Source organism: Amycolatopsis rubida (genome assembly GCF_900115345.1).
Lineage (GTDB): Bacteria > Actinomycetota > Actinomycetes > Mycobacteriales > Pseudonocardiaceae > Amycolatopsis > Amycolatopsis rubida.
The window spans coordinates 969,003-995,756 of sequence record NZ_FOWC01000001.1 but is presented as its reverse complement, the minus strand read 5'-3'; the positions used below and the strand labels follow the sequence as shown (position 1 = coordinate 995,756).

The 26,754-nt window shown below is 69.9% G+C and carries 25 protein-coding genes; 13 read left to right on the top strand and 12 right to left on the bottom strand.

Going from position 1 to position 26,754, the window contains the following annotated elements:
* Positions 1 to 5 precede the first annotated feature (5 nt).
* From BM362_RS04895 to dnaB, 4 genes are all read left to right on the top strand, one after another.
* Positions 6 to 608, top strand: a complete 603-nt coding sequence (locus tag BM362_RS04895; protein ID WP_093572311.1) for a DUF3558 domain-containing protein — start codon at positions 6 to 8, stop codon at positions 606 to 608.
* 42 nt (positions 609 to 650) lie between these two features.
* Positions 651 to 1,988 (top strand): hypothetical protein, encoded by a 1,338-nt coding sequence (locus tag BM362_RS04890; protein WP_093572310.1) that lies wholly within the window; start codon positions 651 to 653, stop codon positions 1,986 to 1,988.
* 11 nt (positions 1,989 to 1,999) lie between these two features.
* On the top strand, positions 2,000 to 2,794 hold the full coding sequence (locus BM362_RS04885) for an ESX secretion-associated protein EspG (RefSeq protein ID WP_244287044.1): 795 nt from the start codon (positions 2,000 to 2,002) through the stop codon (positions 2,792 to 2,794).
* A gap of 715 nt (positions 2,795 to 3,509) precedes the next feature.
* Positions 3,510 to 4,913, top strand: coding sequence for a replicative DNA helicase (dnaB, locus tag BM362_RS04880; RefSeq protein WP_093572309.1), 1,404 nt, complete (start codon positions 3,510 to 3,512; stop codon positions 4,911 to 4,913).
* Between the two features lie 263 nt (positions 4,914 to 5,176).
* Here dnaB and BM362_RS04875 read toward each other — a convergent pair whose 3' ends face one another.
* Positions 5,177 to 5,662, bottom strand: a complete 486-nt coding sequence (locus tag BM362_RS04875) for a MarR family winged helix-turn-helix transcriptional regulator (RefSeq protein WP_167545205.1) — start codon at positions 5,660 to 5,662, stop codon at positions 5,177 to 5,179.
* 47 nt (positions 5,663 to 5,709) lie between these two features.
* Between BM362_RS04875 and BM362_RS04870 the strand changes: the two genes are divergently transcribed.
* A complete protein-coding gene (locus tag BM362_RS04870) occupies positions 5,710 to 6,738 on the top strand; it encodes a zinc-binding dehydrogenase (protein ID WP_342029780.1) in 1,029 nt (342 codons plus the stop codon).
* Positions 6,739 to 7,094: 356 nt separating this feature from the next.
* On the opposite strand, the gene BM362_RS04865 is transcribed toward BM362_RS04870, so the two are convergent.
* A complete protein-coding gene (locus tag BM362_RS04865) occupies positions 7,095 to 7,397 on the bottom strand; it encodes a helix-turn-helix domain-containing protein (protein WP_093572306.1) in 303 nt (100 codons plus the stop codon).
* Between the two features lie 60 nt (positions 7,398 to 7,457).
* A complete protein-coding gene (locus BM362_RS04860; RefSeq protein ID WP_093572737.1) occupies positions 7,458 to 8,051 on the bottom strand; it encodes a TetR/AcrR family transcriptional regulator in 594 nt (197 codons plus the stop codon).
* A 52-nt stretch (positions 8,052 to 8,103) separates the two neighbouring features.
* Between BM362_RS04860 and BM362_RS04855 the strand changes: the two genes are divergently transcribed.
* On the top strand, positions 8,104 to 9,000 hold the full coding sequence (locus BM362_RS04855; protein ID WP_232791544.1) for an SDR family oxidoreductase: 897 nt from the start codon (positions 8,104 to 8,106) through the stop codon (positions 8,998 to 9,000).
* On the opposite strand, the gene BM362_RS04850 is transcribed toward BM362_RS04855, so the two are convergent.
* Positions 8,972 to 9,331 carry an ArsR/SmtB family transcription factor gene (locus tag BM362_RS04850; protein WP_067578246.1) on the bottom strand — a complete coding sequence of 120 codons (360 nt, stop codon included), beginning with the start codon at positions 9,329 to 9,331 and terminating at the stop codon, positions 8,972 to 8,974. The genes BM362_RS04855 and BM362_RS04850 overlap by 29 nt on opposite strands.
* A gap of 88 nt (positions 9,332 to 9,419) precedes the next feature.
* Between BM362_RS04850 and BM362_RS04845 the strand changes: the two genes are divergently transcribed.
* A complete protein-coding gene (locus tag BM362_RS04845; protein ID WP_067578248.1) occupies positions 9,420 to 10,652 on the top strand; it encodes an MFS transporter in 1,233 nt (410 codons plus the stop codon).
* Here BM362_RS04845 and BM362_RS04840 read toward each other — a convergent pair.
* Positions 10,591 to 11,130, bottom strand: a complete 540-nt coding sequence (locus BM362_RS04840) for a YciI family protein (RefSeq protein WP_067578712.1) — start codon at positions 11,128 to 11,130, stop codon at positions 10,591 to 10,593. The two genes, BM362_RS04845 and BM362_RS04840, sit on opposite strands and share 62 nt — an antisense overlap.
* A gap of 103 nt (positions 11,131 to 11,233) precedes the next feature.
* Here BM362_RS04840 and BM362_RS04835 point away from each other — a divergent pair, with 103 nt between their 5' ends.
* Positions 11,234 to 12,013 carry a dioxygenase family protein gene (locus tag BM362_RS04835; protein WP_067578250.1) on the top strand — a complete coding sequence of 260 codons (780 nt, stop codon included), beginning with the start codon at positions 11,234 to 11,236 and terminating at the stop codon, positions 12,011 to 12,013.
* An 82-nt stretch (positions 12,014 to 12,095) separates the two neighbouring features.
* Here the strand turns inward: BM362_RS04835 and BM362_RS04830 are convergent, their stop codons facing one another.
* Positions 12,096 to 15,224 carry a beta strand repeat-containing protein gene (locus BM362_RS04830; RefSeq protein WP_244287043.1) on the bottom strand — a complete coding sequence of 1,043 codons (3,129 nt, stop codon included), beginning with the start codon at positions 15,222 to 15,224 and terminating at the stop codon, positions 12,096 to 12,098.
* Between the two features lie 192 nt (positions 15,225 to 15,416).
* Complete coding sequence (locus BM362_RS04825) at positions 15,417 to 16,445, bottom strand: hypothetical protein (protein ID WP_093572303.1); 1,029 nt, start codon at positions 16,443 to 16,445, stop codon at positions 15,417 to 15,419.
* A gap of 298 nt (positions 16,446 to 16,743) precedes the next feature.
* Here BM362_RS04825 and BM362_RS04820 point away from each other — a divergent pair, with 298 nt between their 5' ends.
* From BM362_RS04820 to BM362_RS04810, 3 genes are read left to right on the top strand one after another with little or no spacing between them, the layout of a single operon-like run.
* Positions 16,744 to 17,949: an AI-2E family transporter gene (locus tag BM362_RS04820; RefSeq protein WP_067578255.1), complete on the top strand. Its 1,206-nt coding sequence runs from the start codon at positions 16,744 to 16,746 to the stop codon at positions 17,947 to 17,949.
* The gene (macS, locus tag BM362_RS04815; protein ID WP_093572302.1) at positions 17,946 to 19,082 is read left to right on the top strand and encodes a MacS family sensor histidine kinase; all 1,137 of its coding nucleotides are present in this window, start codon (positions 17,946 to 17,948) and stop codon (positions 19,080 to 19,082) included. Before BM362_RS04820 ends, macS begins: the two co-directional genes overlap by 4 nt.
* Positions 19,079 to 19,735: a response regulator gene (locus BM362_RS04810; protein WP_067578257.1), complete on the top strand. Its 657-nt coding sequence runs from the start codon at positions 19,079 to 19,081 to the stop codon at positions 19,733 to 19,735. The genes macS and BM362_RS04810 overlap by 4 nt, the downstream gene beginning before the upstream one ends.
* A 2-nt stretch (positions 19,736 to 19,737) precedes the next feature.
* Here the strand turns inward: BM362_RS04810 and BM362_RS04805 are convergent, their stop codons facing one another.
* A complete protein-coding gene (locus BM362_RS04805) occupies positions 19,738 to 20,787 on the bottom strand; it encodes a hypothetical protein (protein ID WP_244287042.1) in 1,050 nt (349 codons plus the stop codon).
* A 72-nt stretch (positions 20,788 to 20,859) separates the two neighbouring features.
* Here BM362_RS04805 and BM362_RS04800 point away from each other — a divergent pair, with 72 nt between their 5' ends.
* The gene (locus tag BM362_RS04800) at positions 20,860 to 21,522 is read left to right on the top strand and encodes a DUF1707 SHOCT-like domain-containing protein (RefSeq protein ID WP_067578261.1); all 663 of its coding nucleotides are present in this window, start codon (positions 20,860 to 20,862) and stop codon (positions 21,520 to 21,522) included.
* Positions 21,523 to 21,579: 57 nt separating this feature from the next.
* On the opposite strand, the gene ptsP is transcribed toward BM362_RS04800, so the two are convergent.
* Genes ptsP through BM362_RS04785 form a run of 3 tightly spaced genes read right to left on the bottom strand, consistent with a single transcriptional unit; the run spans position 21,580 to position 24,878 of the window.
* Positions 21,580 to 23,253, bottom strand: a complete 1,674-nt coding sequence (gene ptsP, locus BM362_RS04795) for a phosphoenolpyruvate--protein phosphotransferase (RefSeq protein ID WP_093572300.1) — start codon at positions 23,251 to 23,253, stop codon at positions 21,580 to 21,582.
* Entirely contained in the window at positions 23,246 to 23,977 is a 732-nt protein-coding gene (locus BM362_RS04790) for a hypothetical protein (protein ID WP_067578265.1), read from the bottom strand. Before BM362_RS04790 ends, ptsP begins: the two co-directional genes overlap by 8 nt.
* Before the next feature lie 28 nt (positions 23,978 to 24,005).
* Positions 24,006 to 24,878, bottom strand: coding sequence for a ribokinase (locus BM362_RS04785; protein ID WP_093572299.1), 873 nt, complete (start codon positions 24,876 to 24,878; stop codon positions 24,006 to 24,008).
* A 343-nt stretch (positions 24,879 to 25,221) separates the two neighbouring features.
* On the opposite strand from BM362_RS04785, the gene BM362_RS04780 reads away from it, so the two are divergent.
* Positions 25,222 to 25,959 (top strand): TetR/AcrR family transcriptional regulator, encoded by a 738-nt coding sequence (locus BM362_RS04780; RefSeq protein WP_067578266.1) that lies wholly within the window; start codon positions 25,222 to 25,224, stop codon positions 25,957 to 25,959.
* Here the strand turns inward: BM362_RS04780 and BM362_RS04775 are convergent.
* Entirely contained in the window at positions 25,956 to 26,693 is a 738-nt protein-coding gene (locus tag BM362_RS04775) for a 3-oxoacyl-ACP reductase family protein (RefSeq protein ID WP_067578268.1), read from the bottom strand. The two genes, BM362_RS04780 and BM362_RS04775, sit on opposite strands and share 4 nt — an antisense overlap.
* Positions 26,694 to 26,754: the final 61 nt, after the last annotated feature.

The window sequence follows — 26,754 nt, the reverse complement described above, 5'->3', positions numbered from 1 at the left end:
CCGCAATGTCGCACCGCACAGTCCAGCTCGCCGCAGCTGCCGTCGCCGCGTTCGGTCTGCTGACCGCGTGCAGCGGCGGAACCGGCGGTACTCAGCAGCCTTCGCCGACCGCAGGGCCAACAAGCGCTCCGTCCGACAGCGGCGGCTCCGGCCCCAAGGTCCCCTCCCCGCTGCCCACCAACGACCTGCTCGCGGACCCGTGCAGTGTGTACAACGCCGCGGAAGCCGAGAACCTCGGCGTCCGTTATCCGGGCGAGAAGAGCAGTGGTGTCACGGGCGGCTGCGTCTGGAAGTCGGCCGCGATCAACACGAACTACATCGACATCGGCGCGTTCCCGCAGAACAAGAACGGGATCAGCGATATTTACGCGCAGAAGGACAAGCAGGCTTACTTCACGCCCACCAGCGTCGACGGCTACCCGGCGGTCTTCGCCGACACCATGGACAGCCGTCCGTCCGGCAGCTGCAGTCTCTGGGTCGGAGTCACTGACCAGCTCGCCGTCTCAGTCATCCCGAACATCAGCATCGGCGACGCGAAGAAAGACCCGTGCAGCCTCGCGAAGAAGGCCGCTACCGCGATGATCGGACATCTCAAGGGGGCATCGTGACCGACTCGCGGCCGACGCCTGTCTCGGAAGGAGTGGCTCATCATGGGGAATGACGCCAACACTGCAGGAAAGGCGCTGCAAGGCGCTGCGGTCGGTGCGGCTGCCGGGTCTGTCGCAGGCCCGGTCGGGGCAGTAGTCGGCGGTGCCGTCGGCGGTCTGGTCGGGCTGATGAGCGGAGGCCCGGAGGCGCAGCAGCAGTCCGCTGACCTCGGCGGCCGCTCGATCGACGCGTACACGATCTACGAGAAGATCAATGCCGGCGACACGTCGTCGCTCGAGAGCGGGGTGGGCTCGGCCAAGAATCTCGAGAAGATCCACAGCGACCGGGCCACCGAGATCGACAACCTGAACAAGAAGATGGACGGTGCCTGGCAGGGCGGCGGGGCCACCGCCGCTCAGGCCGGTGCCCACCCGCTCAAGACCTGGCTCGAGGATTCCGTCAGCAACCTCGGCAAGAGCCACACCTTCCTCAACACCCAGGCCGAGTGCTTCCACACGGTCAAGGGCAAGGTGCAGAGCCTGCCCAAGGATCCGCCGTCCGCTGGGTTTCTCGACGGGCTCAACCCGATGAGCGACAAAGACGACGAGATCAACAAGTACAACGACAACTCCAAAGCCAACGTCCAGGCGTACACGAACTACTTCAACGCCAGCGGGCAGAACGCGAGCAAGCTGCCGCAGTACAGCGCTTGGCAAGGCAACAACCTCTCCAACGGCCCTGACGGCCCCGGCAAGTTCGGCGGCGGTCCCAGCGGCGGACCGGGCGGCTTCAGCGGCGGACCCGGCGGCGGTGGCGGCAGCTTCTCCCCGCCCAAGGTGGACACGCCCAAGTTCGACCCGAACGGGCCGAACGGGCCGCACACCAATGTGCCGACCCCGAGCGGTCCTGGCCAGTTCAACGACCCGAACGGTCCTGGCCACTACACCGGCCCGAACGACAGCACGTCGACCTCCGGCTGGACGCCTCCGACGACCGATCCGTCGAAGTTCAGCCCGAGCACCTTCGGTCCCGGCGGTGGAGCCAGCCAGTTCGGCCCCGGCGGCGGGGGCGGAGGCGCCGGTACGGGCGCGGGTACGGGTGCGGGTGCGGCATTCGGTCCCGGCGCGTTCGGCGGCGCGGGATTCGGTCCCGGCGGCTCCGGCTCTGGAGCCGCGGCAGGCGGTGCCGGTGCTGGTGCCGGCGCAGGTGGCATGAGCGGAATGCGCGGCGGTGCGGCCGGCAAGGCAGGCGCGGCCGGAATGGGCGGCATGGGCGCCGGAGCCAAGGGCGGCAAGGGCCAGGAAGACGAGGAGCACCAGACGAAGTACCTGGTGGAAGAAGACGCCAACGAACTCTTCGGCTCGGACCAGATGACCGTTCCTCCGGTCATCGGTGAATGAGGCCCAGCACAGTGGTCTCTCTTGACGCACCGACGAAGTTCACCGTCTTCACCTTGTGCAACCTGATCAAGCGGCGGGGCGGGGAACCGCACCAGGTCATCGCCGAGACGGCGGCGTTCTACGACCCGACGGCCGAGCGGAAGCTCGACCAGCAGGTCAACGCCGCGTTGACCGCGGCGGGGCTCATGGGACCCCGGGGGATGGATCGCGACCTTCTCGCGCTGGTCGAGTCCATCTCGCACCCGCAGCTTGAGTACTACGGCTGGTTCGACGGAACGTTCGAGGACAGTCCCTCGAACTTCGGCGCACTGGTCGGCAGCGGCAACGGCGGCGGCTTCGGCTTGATCCGGGTCCACGGCGAGCAGATGCTCACCGTGCTCCGTCAGCGTCCGGATCTGCTGCTGCAGACGTTCCTCGACCTCATCCCGGCGGGCAAGCCTGCGGCCGGGCAGCCGCTGATCACCACCAAGAGCGAGTACGAGAGCGGGCGGTCCTTCGGGTCCGACGAGGTGCCCCGGGCCTCGATCATGCAAACCGGGCAGCGCACCGCGCAGGTGGAACCGCTCAAGGAGATCCAGCGGATCCTGAAGCTGCCACGCACCGGGAGCGGCGCGTTGTACGTCGCGTCCCGGCCGCAGGGCGGACGTCGGCGGCGGGTGCCCAAGCCGGTCAACTTCATCGACACCAGCGAAGGCCGGTGGCTGATGGAGGAGCGGCCGGGGAAGGAGTCGCTCATCGTGTTCACCCCCGGCACTCAGCAGGCGATCTCCGAACGGCTCCGCCAAGCGCAAAGCGCCCTGGGCTGAGCGCCCCGAGCGTTACTCCGGGTGGGGTTCCCGGCACGGCACCGCGAGGTGTCCGGCCGGTGAACCTCACCCGGTTTCGCGTTCGCGCGCGGTTAACCTGCGCTTTTGCCTGATCGCTCACTGTGCGCAGCCGTCGGCTGGGTCGCGTGGGGAATTCTCCTTCGTTCAGCCCATCGGGTCGGTGATCTACCGTGCGTAGCAACCATCCACAGGGCAGGGGACCGACGCGGGTGCGACACGCCGAAGAACCAGTTCGACACGACACGCCGGACGAGTTTTCGCGAAGTTCTCCACAGTCTCTGCACAGGGCTTGACCTGCGGTTTTACTGGAGCCGATCTGCACTGTCCCCACTTTGTCCACAGGCTCACGGATACCTGTGATTCGTTGCCCCCGGTCATCCACAGGTTGTCCACAGCACGGTCAACACCCGGAATTGCACTCGTCCGTCCGAGGGATCTAGCGTGCGTTCGCGCCCAGTACTCCCGGTCGCTCCGCGTGGCGGTCACCGGCGCGGGGAACCGTCCGGTCCATCATCGAAGCGGACCGGACGGACGGGTGGGAAAGCCGGGCCGACTCCGGCATACTCGAACAGGTGTTCGCCTGGACTGACCGCCACGCCAGGCGGCGGGCGGACGCGGTTCAGCACAGGACAGGCGCACGCGAGACGACGGGGACGGCCGGAACGAACGGCTGGGCAAGGGAGGTGTCCGGGCAGTGGCGGTGACCGATGACCGCGGTCCGGCGTACGCGGAGTCCGATCCGGGTCCCAGCGAACCCGGCCCTGGCGGGTTCGACCGCCAGCCGCCGCAGGACATCGCGGCGGAGCAGTCAGTGCTCGGCGGCATGCTGCTGTCGAAGGACGCGGTCGCCGACGTCATCGAGGCGCTCGGCCCCGGCGATTTCTACCGGCCCGCGCACCAGGCCGTGTACGACTGCATCCTCGACCTTTACGGCCGCGGCGAACCGGCCGACCCGATCACCGTGGCGGCCGAGCTCGAGCGGCGCGGCGAACTCGGCCGCGTCGGCGGCGCGCCGTACCTGCACACCCTCATCGCGACCGTGCCCACCGCGGCCAACGCGGGGTACTACGCCGAGATCGTGTCCGAGAAGGCGGTGCTGCGCCGTCTCGTGGAGGCGGGCACGCGCATCGTGCAGTACGGCTACGGCGCGGCCGCGGCCGACGGCGCGAACATCGACGAGGTCGTCGACCGCGCACAGGCCGCGATCTACGACGTCACCGAGCGCCGCACGAGCGAGGACTACGTCGCGCTGGAGGACCTGCTCCAGCCGACCATGGACGAGATCGACGCGATCGCCTCGCGCGGCGGCCAGTCCCAGGGCATCCCGACCGGCTTCGCCGACTTCGACGAGCTGACCAACGGCCTGCACCCCGGCCAGATGATCATCGTCGCGGCCCGTCCCGGTGTCGGCAAGTCGACTCTCGGACTGGACTTCGTCCGTTCGGCCTCCATCAAGCACGGCCTGACCAGCGTCATCTTCTCGCTGGAAATGAGCCGGACCGAGATCGTGATGCGCATGCTGTCGGCCGAGGCGAAAATCCGCCTCGCCGACATGCGCGGCGGCAAGATGTCCGACGACGACTGGACGCGGCTGGCCCGGCGGATGAGCGAGGTGTCGGAAGCCCCGCTGTTCGTCGACGACTCGCCGAACATGACGATGATGGAGATCCGCGCGAAGGCGCGCCGGCTCAAGCAGCGGCATGACCTGAAGCTCGTGGTCGTCGACTATCTGCAGCTGATGACGTCCGGCAAGCGCGTCGAATCGCGGCAGCAGGAGGTCTCGGAGTTCTCCCGTCAGCTCAAGCTGCTGGCGAAGGAGATCGAAGTGCCGGTGATCGCGATCTCCCAGCTGAACCGTGGTCCAGAACAGCGCACCGACAAGAAGCCGATGCTGTCGGACCTGCGTGAATCCGGCTCCCTGGAGCAGGACGCGGACATCGTCATCCTGATCAACCGCCCGGACGCCTGGGAACGTGACGACCCGCGCGCCGGGGAGGCCGACCTGATCCTGGCGAAGCATCGTGCGGGCCCGACGAGCACGATCGTGGTCGCGCACCAGCTGCACTACAGCCGGTTCGCCGACCTGGCCCACGACTGACGCGAGCCGCGTAGGATCTCAAAACCGGTGGCACTTTCTCAACCAGCCGCGTCGGTACCCGGCCCAATCTCACGCAGTTGGCACTCCGGCGGCGGCTCCTTCACCCTTCGGGTGCTGGCTGCCTCATCCGAGGTGGCCCGTCATCACCGAACCTGTCCGAGAACGCCGCCCTGGACGCACGGTCATAGCCGATGAGCGACTTGCCGCCACCTGTCACGCTCCCGTCGAAGCTGTCGCTCGTCGAACTCCATGCCGGGCCGGACTCAGGGGTGCGGGTCGGACGCGTCGAGCAGAGCGCGCAGCGTTCGTTGCAGGGTCACGCGATCGGCAGGATCGAGCGGCCCCAGTAGCTCTTCCTCGATGTCGGCGCTCAGTGATCGGAGCTTCTTGGCGAATCGTCGGCCGGTGGGCGCGAGTTCCAGCACCCGTCGGCGCCGATCGGCGGGGTCGACCTGACGAATCAGCAGTCCCTGCTCGACCGAGGTCTCGATGATCGGCACCGCGTTGCGGGGGTCAATGCCGACCAATTCGGCCAGTCGCTGCTGGCCGAGTGGACCGGTCTCGTCGAGGGTCAGCAGGAGCTTGTACTGACTTGAGGTCAGCTCGAGCCCGGCGAGCATGCCGGTCCACCGTTGCAGGACAAGCTTGCCGGCGCCGGCCAGCAGCCAGGAGGTCGTGCGCTGGAACCGGAGAGCGCCGGGCGTGTCTGGTGGAGGGGGGCCGTGGCCGAGGTGCTGGTCCGAGTTCACCATGCCGAGTCTAGCGAGACCCACATTCACCATGATAGACATGACTCATGTTCGAACATGAGTCATGTCTATACGTCGGCGGGAGCCGGCGCGATCATGGGAGGTTGAGGATGAAAGCGGTTCGCTTCGACCACTACGGCGATGTCGACGTGCTCGACGTGCGCGACGTCGACGACCCGGTGGCCGCACCTGGACAGGTGGTGGTCAAGGTCCGGGCGGCCGCGGCCAACCCCGGGGACATCTATGTGCGGGAAGGCCTCGCCGAGCAGGCGTGGGCACTGCGGGCGCGGCTGTCTGGACGGGCCTCGGATACGCCTTTGCCGTCGATGACCTTCCCCGCCGGACAGGGTACAGACCTGGCCGGGCAGATCGTCGCCGTCGGCGCGGGGGTCGAGCGTTGGCATGTCGGCGATGACGTGCTTGGTTGGTCCGACGAGCGGGTCAGCCACGCGGAGCTCGTCGCCGTGGCTGCCGATCATCTCGTCGCCAAGCCCGCCGGCATGAGCTGGGAGGTCGCCGGCTCGATGTACGTCGCGCCGATGGCCGCACTCGCCAGCGTCGAGACGGTCTCCCCGGTGCCCGGCGAGACGATCGTCGTGTCCGGTGCGGCCGGTGCGGTCGGCGTCGTGGCCGTCCAACTCGCGCGCCGCACCGGTGCGGCTGTCATCGGCCTGACCAGCCAGGCCAACCACGCGTGGATGCGTGACCACGGCATCACCCCCGTCACCTACGGCGACGGCCAAGCGGCAAGGATCCGGTCGGCCGCCGGTGGTCGAGTCGACGCGTTCATCGACACCTTCGGCGCCGACTACGTCGATCTCGCGCACGAGCTGGGTGTCCCCGCCAAGCGCGTCAACACCGTCGTCGACTTTCACGCCGCACTGGACGGCCGCGCCGGCATCGCCGGCACGAACGACGCCGGTGGGGCCGCGGGGCTGCAACGCCTCGTCGATCTCGTCGCCACCGGCGAGCTTGACATCCCCATCGCCGCCACCTATCCGCTCACCAACGTCCGCAAGGCCTACCAACTGGTCGCTGAGCGGCGGACCCACGGAAAGATCGTGTTGGTTCCATGATCGCGAGCTGGCCGGGCTGCCAGCAAGCCCGGCAGCCTCCGCTGCTGCCGCAGACCGGAGGTTGATCGCGGGGAGCGCTCACGAAAATATGAGCCCACCGAACCGCCTGAGGAAATGCCACAAAACTGAGACCGATCTCAGATGACATCACAGTGAGACAACCGCGAAACCGCAGGTCAACCAAGATCAACATGTCACACGCGATGAGACCCTCCAGAGCCGCTCAAAGCTGTCCGCATTTTCTCACCGGCCACTTCATCTCGCTTCAGGTGTGAAGCAAGGAGGAGATGGGGCCCATCCGGTTGTCGTCGTGGACAGGCCGAGGCAGGTCCGTTTCGGTGCGCACCTGCAGCGGGTCACTGCTCGGACGAGTCCGGCACGCCGCCGCGGAGGAAGGCGTGCAGTGTGTCGAGAAGTTCCGTGACGCGGTCGAGTCCGATGGCATCGAATCGGTGTTGCAGTTCCGGTCGAATGCGCCGCGCGATGTGGCCGACGATCCGGCGTCCCTCGTCGGTCAGGCTGACCGTGAGTCGTCGCGCATCGGCCGTGGTGCCGGAGCGAACGAGGCGGGTGCTGGTGCGAGTGGTTGCGCTCGGGTGCGTGCTCAGCTCCGTGGGTGACACCGCTCCCCGGGAAGCGGCACGCAGCACCATGAACACGCTCGCGTCCAGATCCGCGATCCCGGCGATGTGCTGCCGGGCGTCATCGACGATCAGCCGCTACCCGAGCCGGGCTTGCCGGTCGATCATCGACACCAGCGTCGAGACCAGGTCCTCGGCCGTGACCTGCCATTTGTCCTCCGCCAGGTGGCCGCTGACCGCCATGTCCGTGATCCCGTGCGCGCTGGTCAGCAGCAGCGCCCCGAACCGCCGGGCGTGCTCGGCGCCGACCAGGTCGCCGACGATGGCGAGGAACTCGCCCATCGCGCGATCGCCCGCCTGTTCCGCTGCTTCGATCGCGGCCGAGTCCCCGGCTGGTGCGGCGAACATCAGCTGGTAGAGGTGCGGCTGACGGCGGCCGATCGTCATCAGGGCGGCCAGCCCACGGTGCACCGTGTCGTCCGCGGCCACCTTCGGATCGGTGCGCACCGCGTGGACCTCGTCCGCGAGCCGCTCCAAGGCTTCGGCCGCGACTGTGGTCAGCAGACTGTCCTTGTCGGGAAAGTGCCGGTACGGCGCGCCGCGGCTGACCCCCGCCCGCGCCCCGACCTCGCGCAAGGTCACCGCTTCCGGGCCGCCGACGTCCAGCAGTCCGGCGGCGGCGTCCAGCAGGGCGCGGCGTGTCGCGGCAGCGGATTCCGCACGGCTGACCATGCCGCCCAGCATACAGTTGACATCGTCATCTGAACTACCTACCCTCGCTGGGGTGACAGTGTCATCTGAAAGCGGCGTAGCAGTCATCACGGGAGCTTCGACCGGGATCGGCGCGGCGACCGCGCGCGAACTCGCCCACCGGGGATTCCACGTTCTCGCTGGCGTCCGCCGCGAGCGGGACGCCGACGCACTGCGCGCCGACGGCATCGAGCCGGTCATCCTCGACATCACTCAGCCCGAGCACATCGCCGAACTGACCCGGCGCGTCGACGCGCAGGCAGGTCCGCTGCGGGCGCTCGTGAACAATGCCGCGATCCAGATCAACGCACCGGTCGAAACTCTGCCGCTGAGCGAATGGCGACGGCAGTTCGAGGTCAACCTCTTCGGCCACGTTGCCGTCACCCAGGCATTGCTGCCCGCACTGCTGCGCGAATCCGGCCGGGTGGTCAACATCAGCTCGGTCGGCGGCCGAGTCGCGCTGCCTGCCTACGGCCCCTACGCGGGCACGAAGTTCGCGCTCGAAGCGGTCAGTGATTCGTTGCGCCGTGAGCTGGCACCGCTGGGCGTGCGAGTGGTCGTCGTCGAGCCCGGCGCGGTCCGCACGCAAATGCCCGATCGGGTCATCGCCGCCACAAACCAGCAGGCCGGCACCATGTCACCGGAACAGCGCGACCGGTACGGAAGGCTGCTCGAAGCGGTCAACACCCACGCCGCCGCGCATCTGCCCAACGGCAGACCCGCGGAAGACGCGGCTCGGGTGATCGCGAAGGCGGTGACTGCCCGGAAACCGCGCACCCGCTACACCGTCGGCCGGGACGCGGCGCTGATCACCCGCCTGTCGCGCGTCGTGCCGGATCGGATGCTCGACCGGGTCCTCGCGGCCAGCCTTCGTCCGCACTATCCAGAACCGGCCGCGGCAATCAAGGCTGCCAGTCCGCGACGAGGTTGAGCAACCCGGGGAAGCGGGCGTTGAGATCCTCCGCGCGCACCCGGCTGCGTCGTTCCAGCCCGTATTGCCGCTGCCGCAGGACGCCCGCCTCTCGCAGCGCCTTGAAGTGGTGGGTCAGCGACGACTTCGGGCGGTCGAACCCGAACCAGCCGCACGGATGGTCGTAGGCCTCGCGTTCCAGCAGCAGTTTTCGCACGATCGTCAGCCGCAGCGGGTCGCTCAGCGCGCCGAGGACGACTTCCAGCCGCAGGTCTTCTCGCGCCGGTTCGGGCAGGGGCGGCGGAAGTTCGGCGGGCGGGGTATCCAGACCTGTCACCGAGGACGAGCGCATGCCGTCATTCAACCACTCCAGTACGAGATTAGTCGAACTACTGCTAGGTTCGAGTCGATAGTTCGAACAAATTCGTACTGGAGGATCCATGGCCGTCGTCGCACCCTCGCGGGCCGGCAGTCCCTGGCTCGCCGCGTGGCCCGTCACGGCGGTGTTCGTGCTTTCGAACGCGCCCACTCCGCTGTACGTGCTGTGGCAGCATCGGCTCGGCTTCTCCGCTGGCACGCTCACGGTGATCTTCGCGGCCTACATCGCTGGATTGCTGGCCGCGTTGCTGGTGGCGGGTCGCGCGTCCGATCGGCTCGGGCGCAAACCCGTTGTGCTGCCTGGGGTTTTGCTCGCCCTGATCGCTTGCGGGTTGTTCGCCGTCGCGACGTCGGTGCTCGCGCTGGTGGCCGCTCGGTTGCTGGCGGGGATCGCGGTCGGCATCACGGTGTCGGCGGGGATGGCGGCGGTTGTCGACGTCGGCGGGCCTGGACGCGCTCGCACCGCCACGCTCGCCGCGTCGACCGCGATGGTGTTCGGGGCCGGACTGGGACCGCTGCTAGCCGGCGCGTTGTCGGAAAATCTCCCCGGCCCGACGGTGACGATCTTCGCACTTTCGGCGGTGCTGCTGCTCAGCGCGGTCGTCGTGGTTGTTCGGTTGCCGCTTCAGCGTCCGGTCGATCCCGACGCAGCCGGCTGGGTCCGGATCCCGGCGGTGCCGCGAGCGCAGCGCAAGTACGTCGCGCTCGGGATCGCGGTTTTCGCGCCGGGAATCACGTCGACGTCGTTCGTGCTTTCCCTCGGACCGGCGCTGCTGGCCAACGTGCTCGGCACCAGCAACCGCCTGCTCGCCGGGGTAACGGCGTTCGTCATGTTCGGTGCGGCGACCGCGGTTCAGTTCGCGGCGAAGCGACTTGAGGTGCGCGCCATCCTGCTCACCGGAGCGGCAGTGGGGGTCGCCTGCATGGCCGCGTTGCTGGTCGCCGTGCACGCGCAGTGGATCGTAGCCATCGTCGTGACCGCCGTGCTCGCGGGAGCCGCGCAGGGGCTCGGCCAACTCGGCGGACTCACCCTGATCAGCACCCACGTGTCCGGGCGGCGGCGCGCCGAGGCCAACGCTCTGCTCAACTTCGGCGGCTACCTCCCGGCCGCACTGCTGTCCGTCGGCACCGGCTATCTCAGCGACGCCCTCGGAATCGCTGCTGGATCAACAGTCTTCGCCGCGCTTCTGGCACTCGCCTCACTCACCGCCGGTGGAATCGTGTGGCAGTCGCTCAGGAACGGCCGCCGGGCGCCCAGTCGTGCACCTCGATCGCGGCGTAGTGCTCCGCGGTGAGGAGTCCGCGGGCTGCGTCGGCATCGGCGGCTTGCACCAAGGCTGCCGTGCCGAGCCAGGCGGTGCCGTCGTCGGACCACAGCGGGCCGTAGGCGATCAAGGACTCCGTGGCGGCCGGTTCGAGGTCGGCGGCGGAGCCGGAACCCCAGCCCAGCACCAAATACAGGTTCGCTGCCTCCGGATCGCCGGGGAACTCCCACATGGTGCGGCCGAGAGCGTTGTCCCAGCGGCGGATCAGGACGTCCCGGTAGACGCCGGCCTGGTAATTCGGTTCCGCGAAAGCGAATTCGCGAGCCGCGGCGGCGTCCGGGAGGTCGACGACGTGCACGCTGCCGGTCGGCACTTCGCCCTCCAGGGTCGGGCCGCGGGCGATCAGTTCGGCGGCGAAACCGTCCATATAGGACCAATGCGCTTCGACCAGTTCGGCGCGCAACGCGGCGGAGCCCGGGCGGTCCCGGTGGTAGCAGAAGAACTTCACCAGCCGAGTCTGGCGCACAGAGGCGGCCGCCGAGGACGAATTCGCCAAGTCCGCGCATACGGCGTACCGTGATAGTTGAAGTTTCAAACACTTGGAGGCAGCCATGGCGACCCGCACCCCGGTCCTGTACCTGAGCCACGGTGCGCCGCCGCTCGCCGACGACGCGACGTGGACCCGGCAGCTCGCGGAATGGTCCGCTGACCTGGCGAAGCCTCGCGCGGTCCTGGTCGTTTCGGCGCACTGGGAAGAGGCTCCGCTGACGCTCGGGGCGACCACGACGGTCCCGCTCGTCTACGACTTCTGGGGCTTCCCCGAGCACTACTACCAGGTCAAATACGCCGCGCCGGGTGCGCCGGAGCTCGCCGCGCAGGTGCGCAGGCTGCTGCATTCGACCGCGACCCCGGTGCACGACGCCCCGGACCGCGGCCTCGACCACGGCGCGTACGTCCCGCTCGTCGAGATGTTCCCCGACGCCGACGTCCCGGTGCTGCAGATTTCCATGCCCTCGCTCGACCCTCGGGCGCTCTACGACCTCGGCCGCAAGCTCGCGCCGCTGCGCGACGAGGGCGTGCTGATCATCGGCAGCGGATTCTTCACCCACAACCTCCGCGCGATGCAGGAGGTCAACGGTGCCGACGGAACCCCGCCGGGCTGGTCCGCGGAATTCGACCACTGGGGTGACGAGGTGCTGCGCGCCCGCGACCTCGACGCGTTGCTCGACTTCCAGCACAAGGCACCGGCCGCCGCGATGGCGCACCCGCGGATCGAACACTTCGCGCCGCTGTTCGTATCGCTCGGGGCCAGCTCGGCCGAAGGCGAGGGCCGCACGGTGATCGACGGTTTCTGGCACGGACTGGCGAAGCGGTCGCTCGAATTCTGCTGACCCAGCACGCGAAACGGGCCCGGAAGCACCTGGCTTCCGGGCCCGTCCGGGGTTATCCCCGGCTCGCTTCAGGCGAAGCGGTTCACTTCTTGAAGATGCCGGTCACCTTCGCGGCCAGCTTCTGGAACGCACCCAGCGGGCCGGTCGCGTCACCGATCGCCGGCACGGCCGGAGCGGTCGGCATCGTGGTCGGCAGGGTCGTCGGGATGCCCGGAACGGCGGGCAGCGCCGTGACGGCCGGCAGCTGGTTCAGCGTCGGCAGCGAGGTCTTCACCGGCAGCTGAGCGGGAAGAGCCGGAACGTCCGCACGCTGCGCAGCCGCACCCGGCAGAGCCGGAACGCCCGGCAGAGCCGGAACGGCCGGGGCCGAGGGCAGGTGGATGCCGTTCTTCAGCCCGGACACCGACGGCAGCGCCGAAGCGCCCTTCAGCTGGTTCAGCTGACCCAGCGCGGACAGGCCGCTGACCTGCGGCACGTCGGCACGCTCGGCACCCGGCAGCGCCGGGGCGGGCAGCGTGGTGGCGGTGGGCAGACCCGACAGACCCGACAGGCTCGGCAGCGCCGGAGCCGACGGCAAGGCCGAGGAACCGCCCGGCAGACCCGGCACGGCGGGCAGCGCGGGGAGCTGGTCAGCGCCCATCTCGCCGCCGAACGGCACGTTGATGACGGGCTCGGGGTCGACCTCGGTGGAGTTGGCGGCCTCGGCGGTAGCCACGCCGAGCACCTCCAGCGGCACACCGAAGATCTGCACCAGCGCGCCCAGCGAGTGGTAGTAGTCGAAGCCGGACAGGGCTTCGCCGGTGCCGTCGGTGCTGGTGGCGTCGTCGCCGTCGGTCACGTCGGTGACATTGTCGGCAACCGCGTGCGCCACGCCGCCCACGGCGACGGCGTCGCCGAAGACCTCCACGACCGCCGGGACCGGGAAGTCGAGGATGTCGCCCGAGATCGAGCCCTCGGTGCCCGAGGTGGTGTCCTTGCCGGCGTCGGTGACGACGGTGTTGTTCATGGCGTCGCCCGAGGACACGCCCGCGACCGAAACCGCGTCGCCGAAGACCTGCGCCACCGGCGCGGGGTCCACGCCGACGATGTTGCCCGCGACCGCGCCGCCGTCACCGTTGGTGAGAGCGTCGCCACCCGCGGTCGAGGTGATGTCGTTGGTGGCGGTGCCGTCGCCGATCGCGCCCCCGGCGATCCCGTCGCCGAAGATCGTGCCCGCACCGGCGATCGGAGCCTTGACGATGTTGCCGGCGAGCGCGCCGTCCTTGCCGTCCGCGGTGGCGTTGCCGCCCGCGGTCGAGTCGGTCAGGTTGTCCGACATGCCGGTGCCGATGCCGGCCACCGAGCCGCCGACGCCGTGGCCCTGCACCGGCAGCGAGACCGGGGCCTCGATGAGGTTGCCCGCGCCCGCGCCCTGCGCGCCGGTCGCGTGCACGTCCTGGCCCGCGGTGGAGGTGGTGTCGTTGCTGGCCGTGCCGTGGCCCTGGCCGACGAACGAGCCGCCGATGCCGAACAGCTGCACCGGGGTCGACACCGGAACGGTGCCGAGGTTCGAGCTGAGGAAGCCGTTGTCGTCAGCGGTGTTGCCGCCGCCGCCCGCCTTCACGACCTTGGTCTCGGAGCCGTCGCCCGAGCCCTGCCCGATGAAGGAGCCGCCCACGCCGAACACCTCGGCGGGCGCGGCCACCGGGACCTGCACGATGTTGCCCGAGCCGGACGAGTCGTTACCCTGGGTGCCGTCGTAGTTGCCTGCGGTGACGGTCTTGGTCTCGGTCGAGGTGCCCGAGGCGTTACCGATGTGGCTGCCGCCGATGCCGTGCACCTCGGGGGCGCCCGCGACCTGGGTGTTGGCGATGTTGCCGGTCAGGAACGAGCCGTTGCCGGTGGTGTAGCTGCCGTCACCGGAGGTCGCGGTGGTGGTGTTGTCGCAGTTGGCGACCGCGCGGCCGATGTAGGTGCCGCCCACGCCGCACGCCTCGACCGGGAGCGCCACTGCCGGGTCGACCACGTTGGCCGAGCCGGCGGCGTCGTTGCCGGTGGTCTTCACGAAACCGCCGGAGGTGGCGGTGGTCTCGTGCGTGGAGGAGGAGGCCTGGCGGTCGAGCGCCTGGCCGGTGGTGGCGTTGCCGATCCACGAGCCGGCGACGGACGCGACGTTCGCGACCGGGCTGGCCTGCGCGGCGGCGGCGTTGCCGGACAGGAACGACTGGTCCCCGTCGGTCTCAAGGTAGGTCGGGATGCCCTTGAGGCTGCCCGGACGGGTGTCGCCCGCCTTGGCGTCGGCCGAGGAGTTGGAGGTGGAGTCCGCGTCCGAGCCCCACACGCCGCCTGCGTTGCCGTTGAACTTGACCGGCAGCGCGATCGGCGCGCCGACCACGTTGCCGCTGCCCGCGGCGCCCTTGCCGTTGGACTTCGCCGAACCGCCGGAGGTGGCCGTGGTGTCGGCGTTGTAGTCGCCGCTGTAGGCGTTGCCGAGGATCCAGGACGCGGCGTTGCCGGTCACCTGGACCGGGGTCGCGAACTGGCCGCCGACGACGTTGCCGGACAGGCCGGAGCCCTCGCCGGTGGTGTCGATGTTGCCGGTCTCGCTGGTGCTCTGGTGCGCCGAACCGCCGTGGACCGCGCCGCTGCCGCCGGCCAGGCCGACGCCGTTGCCCGCGATCTGCACCGGCAGCGCCCAGTCGAGCGCCACGACGTTGCCCGCGATGCCGGAGTACTTGCCGTCGGTCGCGACGTCCTGGTTGTGGCTGTAGGTCTGGTCGTGGTCGCCGCCCTGCACGTGGGCGTCGCCGATGACGCCGACCGCGTTGTCCACGATCTGGACCGGGACGACGACGTCACCGTTGACCTTGTTGCCCTTGAACGCGTCGCGGGTCGGCGTGACCTGCCGGGGAGCGTCCGCCTTCGGGAGGCTGTCGGTCAGGCTGCCCGCGGAGCCGCCGGGCGTCTTCGCCGAGGCGAGCGCTCCCTTGACGGCGGAGGTGACGGGCTTGGTGCTGATCTCGTTGTGGTGCGCCGGGAGGTCGACCTGCCCGAGCGGAGTGCCGATCGCGTTGTTGGCCTCGTCGATCGGGACGGTGACGTTGAGATCCAGCGGGGAGGCCGGGGTGTCCGGGTTGACGTTCTCGTCGGCCGAGGCGATGCCGGTGCCCAGCATCAGCAACCCACCCGTGACCAACGCGGTCTGGAGTCCGCGCTTTGCCCAGGTCTGCATGGGATTTTTCTCCTTCATATCGGGGTCCCTTGCGGGTTCGTGACGGTGTTCCTGTGTCTCAGGAATGCACCGGGGAATGCGTGCGCGGAAATTGCGCAGCGCGCGAAAAACCCGCGGGATATGTGTCGATGACGGCGACGGCACACGAAAGTGTGCTCGTGGGTGCGTCAAAGACCCCGCGGGTGAAGTGGATCAGTCAGGAGTGACGCCGGGCTGCTCGCCCGGGGTGCGCGGCGTGTGCGCGAGGCCGGTGCGGGTCGAACCCGCCACGGCGTTGTCGACGGCGGCGACGACCCAGGAGGGAACGCCGAAGTTCAAGCCGTCGAGGTGTCCGCCGGGCGCGGTGCTGCCACCGGCCGGGGAGTTCGGGATGGAAAGCGGCGCGACGGGAAGCTGCGCCGGGGAGAACGGAGCGCCGGGCAGACCACGGTCGCCGTGGTGGCGCTGCGGCAGTTCGGTTCCCTGCACCGGATCGACGGACTGCGCGTCCATCGCCGAGAAGACCGACTGCAATGCGTCGGACGTGGTCATCGTGGCGGCACCGAGGTTTTGCTCCGCCTCGGCGGGATGCTCGGGAATGCCGGGCGTGGGAGCCTGCTCGGATTCGGCGGGCGCGCTCGGCAGTTTCGGCAGGTCGACCAGGTTCGAGGGAGTGCTCGGGTCGAGCAGATCCCACAGCTTCCGGCCGAAATCCTGTGCGGCGGGCGGCGGGGTGGTCGCGTCGGCGATCACCTGGCGGGCGTCCTCCGGCTTGCGCGCGATGTGCTCAAGCGAGCCGAGCGTGCGTTCCACCGGCTTGACGACCGCGTGCTGGCCGAGGCCGCTCACCGCGTCGCTGACCTTTCCGGCGGCCTCCTGGCTTCCGGCGAGGTCGTCGCGGTGCGCGCGGCCGAGCTGGTCGAGCGAGCAGGCGGGCCGCGACGTGCCTGGTTCAGACCACGTGGTGGCTCCCTGACCGCACGACGAAAGCCCTTGCACCGCACCGGTGACCTCGCCCGCGAACCGGCCAACGCCGTCGGTGACGTCGCCGATCCCGGCGGCCGTCGCGTCGGTGACCGGCGTGACGCTCGCGTCGACCGGGTCCGCCGAGGCGGCGGAGGAGGAGACGGCCCACGCGGCCGCGGTGGCCGCGAGCGCGCCGCCAACGACGAACAACGCACGCGACGCGAGACGGCCGAAGCGCGTCACGCCCCGCCTCTCGTGCACAGCGTCGTTCGTCACAGGTGATTTCTCCTCGGGTAAAAAATGATTTCGGTTTTTGCCGGGAACGGCACGGTTCCGCAGTGGTGCAAACCCGAGACAACCAAATTTCCGGTCCGCCGCGCATCCTTGACACGACTTGATGCCACCATCGTGTGAACAACACAGGGTGTGGCCGGGTCTCACGATGGGTCATCCCCGGAGAAGACGGCTGGTTACTCCTGAGTCGGTTCGCGTGACCCCGGCGATGCGGTGATTCGCGCCGGCCGCTGGGGCGATCCGCCCGGTTTTGGTCGGCGGGGCCGATACGGTTGTCCCCGTGAGCCAGCCAGGGCGCGGACAACGCGAACAACCGTCCCTTTCCGATCCAGTCGCCGACGTCACCGGCTTCATCCCGCGCGGCCTGCGCGTGTCCGCCGCGCTGTCGTGGCGGTTCATCGTGGTGATCGCCGCGTTGTACGCGGTGGTGTGGCTGCTGGGCTATCTCGCCTCGGTCGTGGTGCCGGTGTCGATCGCACTGCTGCTTTCGGCGCTGCTGGCCCCCGCGGTGTCGCGGCTCGTGCAGATCCGCTTCCCGCGCGGACTGGCCACGGCGATCGTCCTCGTGGCCGGACTCGCGGTGCTCGGCGGGCTGCTGACCTTCGTGATCACCCAGTTCTCCAGCGGCCTTCCGGAACTGCAGCAGCAACTGACCACGAGCCTCAACCAGATCAAGGACTGGCTGATCAACGGTCCGCTGCACCTGCGCCAGGAGCAGATCCAGGACTTCATCAACCAGGCCATCGGCTTCCTGCAGAACAACCAGGCCTCGATCACCACCACCGCGCTGACCACCGCGGGCACCGTCGGCGAGATCCTCACCGGCTTCGTGCTGACGCTCTTCGTCACGATCTTCTTCCTCGCCGGCGGCGACGGCATCTGGTCGTTCCTGGTGCGCGGCGTGCCGACGCGGGTGCGCAACCGGGTGGACGTGGCGGGACGGCGCGGCTTCGCGTCGCTGGTCAGCTACATCCGCGCGACCGCCGCGGTGGCCGTGGTCGACGCGGTCGGCATCGGCATCGGGCTGTGGATCGTCGGCGTGCCGCTGGTGATCCCGCTGGCGACGCTGGTCTTCCTCGGCGCGTTCATCCCGATCATCGGCGCGCTGCTCACCGGCGGCGTCGCGGTGCTGATCGCGCTCGTGTCGAAGGGCGTCATCGGCGCGGTGGTCGTGCTGGCCATCGTGGTCGGCGTGATGCAGCTGGAAAGCCACGTGCTGCAGCCGTTGCTGCTCGGCCGCGCGGTGCGGCTGCACCCGCTCGCGGTGGTGCTCGCGATCGCCATCGGCCTGGTCGCCGCGGGGATCGCGGGCGCGCTGCTCGCGGTGCCGCTGCTGGCCGTGCTGAATGCCGGGATCCGGTCGCTGCTGCACGAACACGATCCGGATCCGGCGACCGTCGACGCGCTGCACAGCCAAGCCGCCAACCCGAACGACGACCCGGAAGAGGACGCCGGCTCCGAAGAAAACACAGAAGACGAGAAGTGACCGTTCGCTCCGTCCGAGACCCGGCGACACCGCTGTGGCGCGGTGTCGTGGTGCTGCGCGTCGTCACGTGGTTGTTCGCGCTGGCCGTGGTGATCGCGCACTACCCGGGCTTCCAGCGGCCGTGGCTGGGGTGGCTCGTCATCGGAGTGATGGCCGTGTGGTCCGTCGTGTCGAGTCTGGCGTACATGCGCGAGAACGGACGGCACCGCTGGCTGGTGATCTTCGACCTCGTACTCACCACAGCGCTCATGCTCACGTCGCCGTGGATCCTGTCAGACGCGCAGTTCGACAACCCGACTACGCCGTTGATCACCACGGTCTGGGCGGCGGTAGCGCCGATCGCGACGGCAACGCGCTTCGGCGCGCGCAGCGGTGTAGTGGCGGGCCTCGTCGTGGCAGTAGGTACTGGTGTCGCACGCGCGCACGTCGACATCGACGTCATCCGTGATGGGGTGCTGTTGTGCGCGAGCGGTCTCCTTGTCGGTATGGCCGCGACGCTCGCACGTAACTCCGCCGAAGCGCTCGCGCGCGCACTTCGCACCGAAGCAGCGACGGCCGAGCGCGAACGGCTCGCGCGCTCCATTCACGACAGCGTGCTTCAGGTTCTCGCGCGCGTACGGCGTCGCGGCCTCGAAGTAGGCGGTGAAGCAGCGGAGCTGGCGAGGCTCGCGGGAGAACAGGAGATCGCGTTGCGCGCGTTGGTGAGCAGCGAGCCAACCCGGTCCGGCGACACCGCGGACCTCCGTTCGGCATTGCAGCTGCTGGCGACCACGTCGGTGCAGGTCTCGACGCCGGCCGGAACGGTGGACCTGCCCGCGCACGTCACCGAGGAACTCGTCGCGATCACCCGCGAAGCACTGGCTAACGTGGAGAAACACGCTGGTCCGGACGCGCACGCCTGGGTGCTGCTCGAAGACCTCGGCGGCGAGGTCGTGGTGAGCATCCGCGACGACGGCCCGGGAATCGAGGGCGGCAGGCTGGAACGAGCGGCGGCCGAGGGCCGTCTCGGGGTGGTGAAGTCGATTCGCGGCCGGGTGGACGACCTCGGCGGGACCGCGGTGCTGGACAGCGCTCCCGGCCGGGGCACGGAGTGGGAAGTGCGAGTGCCAGCCACGATGAGGGACGGGCGATGACGGAACGGACGATCTCCGTGATGGTGGTCGACGACCACCCGATGTGGCGCGACGGCGTGGCCCGCGACCTCAGCGAGAACGGGTTCGAGGTGGCCGCGACCGCGCCGGACGCCCCGGCGGCGATCCGGATCGCGCGCGCGGTGCGGCCGGACGTGGTGCTGATGGACCTGAACCTCGGCGGCACGTCCGGCGTCGAAGCGACTCGCGAGATCACCGCTGCGGCGCCGGACACGCGGGTGCTGGTGCTCTCGGCCAGCGGCGAACACAGCGACGTGCTGGAAGCGGTCAAAGCGGGCGCGTCGGGTTACCTGGTGAAATCGGCGTCCGCGGCCGAGCTGGTGGACGCGGTGCGCCGCACCGCCGACGGCGACCCGGTGTTCACCGCCGGGCTGGCCGGCCTGGTGCTCGGCGAGTACCGGCGGATGGCCGACGTTCCGGACGGCGCGCCGGAACCGCCGCGGCTCACCGACCGCGAGACCGACGTGCTCCGGCTGGTCGCGAAGGGACTGACCGCGCGGCAGATCGCGGAGCGGCTGGTGCTGTCGCACCGGACGGTGGAAAACCACGTGCAGTCGACGTTGCGGAAGCTTCAGCTGCACAACCGGGTCGAGCTGGCGCGCTACGCGATCGAGCACGGCCTCGACGAGGACTGACCTCAGGAGGTCGCGACCCCGGCGGCCTGCCGCGCCGCGGCGAGTTTCGCCTTCCCCAGCCGCCAGGCCGGTTCGCCCGGATGCCACGCCGCGACCACTCCGTCGTCGATGACCAGGTCGCCCGCTTGCGTCCACTCCAGACCGGAGTGCTTCAGGTTTTCCGTCGAATACGGCATCGACGGCGTTTGCTGCCAGCTGCCGTCGCGCAGGTTCAACAGCCACAGATCCCGGGTCTGCGTGCCGGTTCCAGGGAACGACGGGGTGCCGAAATCGACCGCGGCGACGTCGCCGTCCCGGCTCGGCAGGACATCCGGATTGGGCGAGGGCACCGGCAGGGCCACCGGTTTCCGCGCTCCGCCGCGCAGGTCAAGGATCGTCAGGTCGGTCAGGCCGCCGAGGACGAGCCGATCACCGGCGGCGGCGAGAATGCGCGGCGACTGCTGCACGGTCCGTCCGGTAGCCGGGTCGATCAGGACGTCAACGGTCTCGGCGGTGCCGCTGCCGACGGTGATCAGCAACCCGTGCGCCGTCTCCACCCGGACGAGCGTATGGCACGACGCCACGGTGCCCGGGCCGAACGAGGTGCCGGTGAGCGCGACGTGTTCCAACCGGCAGAGGTCCGGACCGTCCTCCCGGATCAGCCACACGCTGGTGCCGTCCTCGCCCGGGGCCGCGCTCACCGCTTTGCCGAGCGACCGCGGGGGCGAAAGTCCCAGGTAGACGTACACCTCCGCGGGGGCGCAGGCGGCCGGTGAGCAGGTCGGCGCGGTCAGCACGACCGGGGTGTGGCCGACGCGCAGCACCGACACCACCCGCTGCCCGCCGGGAACGCCGGGCAGGGTTCCGCGCACGCCCGAATCGGCGTCGAACACCGTCGGCGGCGACGTGGCCAGCAGCAACTCCACGCCGAGGCCGCCGGTGGCGACGAGCCCGTCGAGGCCGGTCGGCGGCGGGGTGGTCGGAGCCGGGTGCGCCGAACTCACCGGGGCGGGCGCGGGAGTCCCGCTCGTGCAGGAGGTCAGCAGACAGCAGGCCGCGGCCAGGGCGACCAACGCGCGAGGTACGGGTCCGTTCAGGGTTTTTCCCCGATCTGCCAGCGGGAATCGAGTTCTACCATCGAAGCCATGGCCGAGGAAGAGACGACCGCCGCGCAGCCCGCGACCGAGACCAAGCCGTTGACCGCGCGCGACATCCGGGTGTCCGACGACGAACGCGAGCACGTCGTGGGCGTGCTGCAAAAAGCCATCGGGCAGGGGATGCTCACCCTCGACGAGTTCACCGAACGCACTGACCAGGCGCTGGCCGCCAAGACCAGGGGCGATCTCAACACCGTGCTCGCGGACCTGCCCGGGCTGGTGCACCCCGGCGCTGCTCCGCAGTACGCGCCGACGCCCGAACCGCCCGGCTACGGGCCGAATTACGGACTGGGCCAGCGGCTCGAACTCAACGCCAAGTACTCGTCACTGCAGCGCAGCGGCCCGTGGCAGGTCCCGGCCGCGATGGTCGTGCGCAACAAGTACGGCAGCACCAAACTCGACTTCACCGAGGCCCGCGTCGCCACCCCGGTGGTGCAGATCGAACTCGACTCGAAGTGGGGTTCGGTCGAGCTGATCATTCCGCAGCACGCGGCGGTGGACTACAACTCGATCACCGAGATCAAGTTCGGCTCGCTCGACGACAAGACCGGCAGCAACGGCCGCGCGGGCACCCCGCGCTACGTGCTGACCGGCCGCATCCACGGAGGCTCGCTGGTCATCCGCCACCCTCGGCGGGGCATCTTCGGCTGACCAGCGCCCGGCACCGGATCCGTTTACCCATCTCTCGCCCGGATCCGGCGTCCCCTGCTAAGAAACGGCGTCCGCGACCGCCTTGCGCGCCGCGGCCGGGTCGGCGGTGGCCAGCGCCGCCGCCGCGATCTCGCTGGCCTTCTCCCGAGACACGGTCGCCAGGCTCGCGCCGACCGCCCGGATCGCCGGGGCGTTCATCGACAGGCTCGTCAGGCCGAGCCCGGCCAGCACCAGCGCGAGCCGCGGATCGGCCGCCGCCTCGCCGCACACGCCCGCCGGTTTGCCGGTCGCTTCCGCCGCGTCGCCGATCAGCTTCAGCAGGCGCAGCAAACCGGGCTGCCACGGGTCGTTCAGCTTCGCCACCGCGCCGAGCTGGCGGTCGGCGGCGAAGGTGTACTGGGCCAGGTCGTTCGTGCCGACGGACACGAAGTCGACCACGCCGAGAATCTCCCGCGCCAAAACCGCGGCGGCGGGGATCTCGATCATCACACCCGCCCGCGCGATCCCGGCGGCGCGCACGCGCGCGGCGAACCACGCGGCTTCCTCGACGGTGCCGACCATCGGGGCCATCACCGAAACTTCCGCGCCGGAATCCTCCGCCGCGCCCGCGATGGCTTCGAGCTGCCGGTCGAGCACCTCGGGCCGGTCGAACGCGATCCGCACGCCACGTACGCCGAGCGCCGGGTTGGGCTCGTCGTCCGGGGACAGGAACGCGAGCGGTTTGTCCGCGCCCGCGTCCAGCGTGCGCACGATGACCGGCTTGCCGCGGAACGGCGAAAGCACAGCGGCATAAGCTTTTCGCTGCTCTTCGACGGACGGCTCGGCCGGCGCGTCGAGGTAGCAGAACTCCGTGCGGAACAGCCCGACGCCCTCGGCGCCCGCGTCCGCGGCGGCCTGCGCGTCGGCCGGGGAGCCTACGTTGCCGTACACCTTCACCCGGTGCCCGTCGGACAGTTCGCCGACGCCGTTCCACTCAGCAGGCCCGGAAGCGGCGGCGGTGACGATCGGCGCGGACGGGTCGACCGCCTCGATCACGCCGGTGTCGCCGTCGACCGCCAGCGCCTTGGCGTCGGAGGCCAGCAGCCCGCGCACCGCGACGACCGCCGGAATCCCCAGCGCCCGCGCGAGAATCGCGGTGTGGCTCGTCGGTCCGCCCTCCTCGGTGACCAGCGCGAGCACCTTCGCCGGGTCGAGCCCCGCGGTGTCGGCCGGGGCAAGGTCGCGGGCGACGAGAACGCTCGGCGAGGTCAGCTCGGGCACCCCGGGCGGGGCGACGCCGAGCAGTTCGGCGACGAGCCGGTCGCGCACGTCCCGGACGTCGCGGACCCGCTCGGCCATGTACCCGCCGGCGGCCGCCAATGCGTCGGCGAACCCTTCGGCGGCCTGGTAGACGGCGCGGGCCGCGGGTAGGTTCCGCGCCGTCACCAGCTGGTGAGCCTGAGCGGCGAGCGCCGGGTCGGCGGCCATCGCGGCGGTCGTGATCAGGATCGTCGCGGCTTCGCCGGTCGCGGCCTCGGCCTGCGCTTCCAACCGCGCGGCGACCGCCTGCGCGGCGGGTTCGATCCTGGCCGCCTCCGCCGCCGGATCGTCGGGCGCGGGCGTGCTGGCTGGTTCCCCGAGCGGCTCGGCGACCCGTACGACGGGTCCGCTCGCGCGTCCGGGGCTCACCGCGACCCCGGTCAGCGAGGAACCGGCAGCGGACTCGGCCGGAGCGGCGGCACTCTCAGACATGGTCTAGACCATAGCTCACGTAGACGGCGATCTCCCGGGGCACCGCACCCGTTTCCCGATTTCGCACCCGTTCGACCACCGGCCGGACCTCCTCGTGCCACCACGCGCGGGCCAGTTCCGCGCGGTCGCGCAGCACCCGGCCCCGCAAAGTCTGCCGGAAACCCCATGCCTCCGCCGAGTCCGCGAGCCGGAACCAGTCCGCTGGGTCGTCCAGCCACAGGTCGGTCCGGTCGGCGTCGGCGAGCGGGATCCGCTCCAGGAACATCCGTTCGGCCCGCTTCGACGGCAGATCCGCCAGCGTCAGGCAGCGCATCGCGAACGCGACTGTGCAGACTGACCGCACCTCGGCGAGGACCGCCTCCGCCCCGCGCGCCCTGGCCAGTGCGATCCGGTGATGTCCGTCCTCCACGAAGTACATGTCGCCCAACCGCACCAGCCGTACCGGCGGAAGTTCCCCGACGGCGTCGGCGATCGCTCGCCAGCGCACCCGCAGCGCGCGGTTGCGGGGCCGGAACAACCGGTCGAAATCCCCGGCACGCGCGAGAGATCCCACGACACCCTCGACCGGGACCTTGCGGAGCCCCTCGTAGGTTTCCGCTGTCCGCCCCAACGCGGCGAGCGTCTCGTCGAGCGGCATCAACGCGAGCGGATCACGCGCTGCCGCGATCCTCCGCAACCGGGTCGCGTACCCCTGCCACCACGCCGAACCGAACGAATCGCCCACGTGATCTGCAACACGGCCTGGACGTGACTCATTCCAGCTCGGCGGCGGTCGGATACGACGGCTGGGCGCCACGGCGGGTCACCGTGACCGCAGCGACCTTCACCGCCCGCCCAGCGGATTCGACCAGGTCAGCGCCATCAGCGAGGGCCGCCGCCAGCGCACCCGCGAACGCGTCGCCCGCACCCGTCGTGTCGACCGCTTCCACCTTGGGCGACTCGACGGTTGTCGACTTGTCACCTTCAAGCACCGCCGCGCCCTCGGCTCCGAGCGTGACCACGGCCGCGCGCGGGCCGAGTTCGAGCAGCTTGCGCGGGTCAGCGTCTTCCGAATCGAGCAGGTAGGCGGCCTCGTGCTCGTTGACCAGCAGGACGTCCAGCGCGGCCAGCGTTTCCGGCGACACCTCGGCCGCCGGGGAGAGGTTCAGCAGCACCCGCACGCCGTTTTCCCGCGCCCGCACCACCGCGCGTTCGACCGTCGGCAGCGGCACTTCCAGCGAGGCGACGAGCACGCGTACGCCGTCCAGTGCTTCGTCGGTGATGTCGCCGGGTTCCAGCGCGGAGTTCGCGCCGGGGGAGACGAGGATGGAGTTTTCCCCGTCCGGAGTCACGGTGATGTAGGCGATTCCGGTAGGCCGATCGACAGTCCGAACGAATTGCGTATCGACACCCGCATTCGACAACGAATCCCGCAGCAATCGGCCATAGGGGTCGTCGCCGACCGCACCGAGCAGCGCGACGTCCGCACCGAGTTTTCCCGCCGCGACCGCGGTATTCGCGCCCTTGCCGCCGGGGGACAACGCGGTGTCGCCGCCCAGCACGGTCTCGCCGCCGCCAGGACGACGGTCGACCGGCACCACCAAATCAGCATTCGCGGACCCGACCACCAGCACCGCAGCACTCATGGCCGCCACTCTGCCACGACCCGTCCTTTCCGCCATCTGTGCCCGAAAGTGAAAGCGTTTGTAACTTTCTTGGCGCTCAGTGCGACAATCAGGCGGAACAGCGGCTGTCCGTCACTCGATCGGGGGATCCGTATCCCCCAGGCGTCACTTCTGCGGCGGGCTTCGCTCTTCTTCGAGCGTCACCGGACTTGAGCCGATGACGTTGCCCCGACCGGAAGCGCACCGGAGAGGGCATCGGGTCGCCGGCGCCGATCACGTAGCCCCCCGAGTGATCGGCGTCGGCGGCGCCCCGGTTCTCGCGCCAAGTGCCGAAATCGGTGTCCAGACCACCTAGACTGCCCAGATGAGCAGCCCCACACGCAGGGGTCGCGCGCGAGCGGCTACCGAATCCGACATCCGCCGGACCGCGCGGAACCTGCTGGTCGGCCAGGGCCCGGAAGCCGTCACGCTGCGGGCCATCGCCCGGGAGCTGGGGATCACCGCACCGGCTCTCTACCGCTACTACGAATCCCGCGACGACCTGCTGGAAAGCCTCCGCCTCGACGTCTGCACCGACCTCGCCGCCGAAATCGCCGAGGACATCGCGGAGCTGAAGGACGAGGGCCTGCTGCAGCTGTTCCAGATCTGCAAAGGGTTCCGCCGCTGGGCACTGACCCACACCAAGGAATTCACCCTGGTGTTCGCGTCGCCGACCGGGGCCACCGGCACCGCGACCGGCAGCGCGCTGCACAGGCTCGACGAGCCGTTCGGCCGGATCTTCCTCGCCGCGGCCGGGCATGTGCTCGCCCAGCACGACCTGGTCATGCCGCCGAACGACGTGGTCCCGCCCGAACTCCGCGACGACCTCACCGCGTTCCAGCAGGATCTGCTGACGGTGCTCAAGGAGTCCGGGCGGGAAATCCCGCCGGAGAAGCTGGATCTCGGGCTCACCTACCTGATGATCACCTTCTGGGCGCGGCTCTACGGCCACGTCACCCTTGAGGTGTTCGGCAACTACCCGATCCCGGTGTCCAAACCGGACGTCCTGTTCGAGGCCATGCTCACCGACCTCGCCCGCGACGTCGGCCTCTACTCGGACTAGGCCGCGTGCCCGCCGTCGACCGAAAGGGTCGCGGCGGTGATGTAGGCACTGTCCGGCGAGGCCAGGAAGGCCACCGCGGCAGCGACTTCCGCCGGATTGCCGTACCGGCCGGCCGCGGTCATCGACGCCTGGTCCGCGGCGTATGGGCCGTCGGCCGGGTTCATTTCGGTGTCGGTCGGCCCCGGGTGCACCAGGTTCACCGTCACGCCGTTCGCCGCCAGTTCGCGGGCCAGCGCCTTGGTCAGCCCGACCATCGCGGACTTGCTGACCGCGTACAGCACCATCCCCGGCCCCGGCACGCGATCGGTCACGCAGCTGCCGATGGTGATCACCCGGCCGCCCTCGCGCAGATGTTTGGCCGCTGCCTTGGTCGCGGCCAGCACGCCGCGCACGTTCACCGCCAGCACGCGGTCGACATCGTCCATCCCGGTCTGCTCCAGCGGCCCGACGAAACCGACACCCGCGTTGTTGACCAGCACGTCCAGCCGCCCGAACTCGGCGACCGCCGCTTCCACCGCGGCTTCGACCGCCGCCGAATCCGCGCTGTCCGCACCGACCGCGAGCGCGCGCCGGCCGAGCGCCTTGATCCGGTCGACCACGCCCGCTGCCTGCTCGGCGTTCACCGCGTAGGTGAGCACCACGTCCGCCCCAGCCTCGGCGAGCCGCAGTGCCGTCGCCGCACCGATTCCGCGGCTCCCACCAGTCACCAGCGCCACTTTGCCGTCGAGGTCCATGTCCGTCCTTTCGGTGTGTTTCCCTTGCCCCTCAATAGAAGCGGGGTGGGAAGGACGAAGC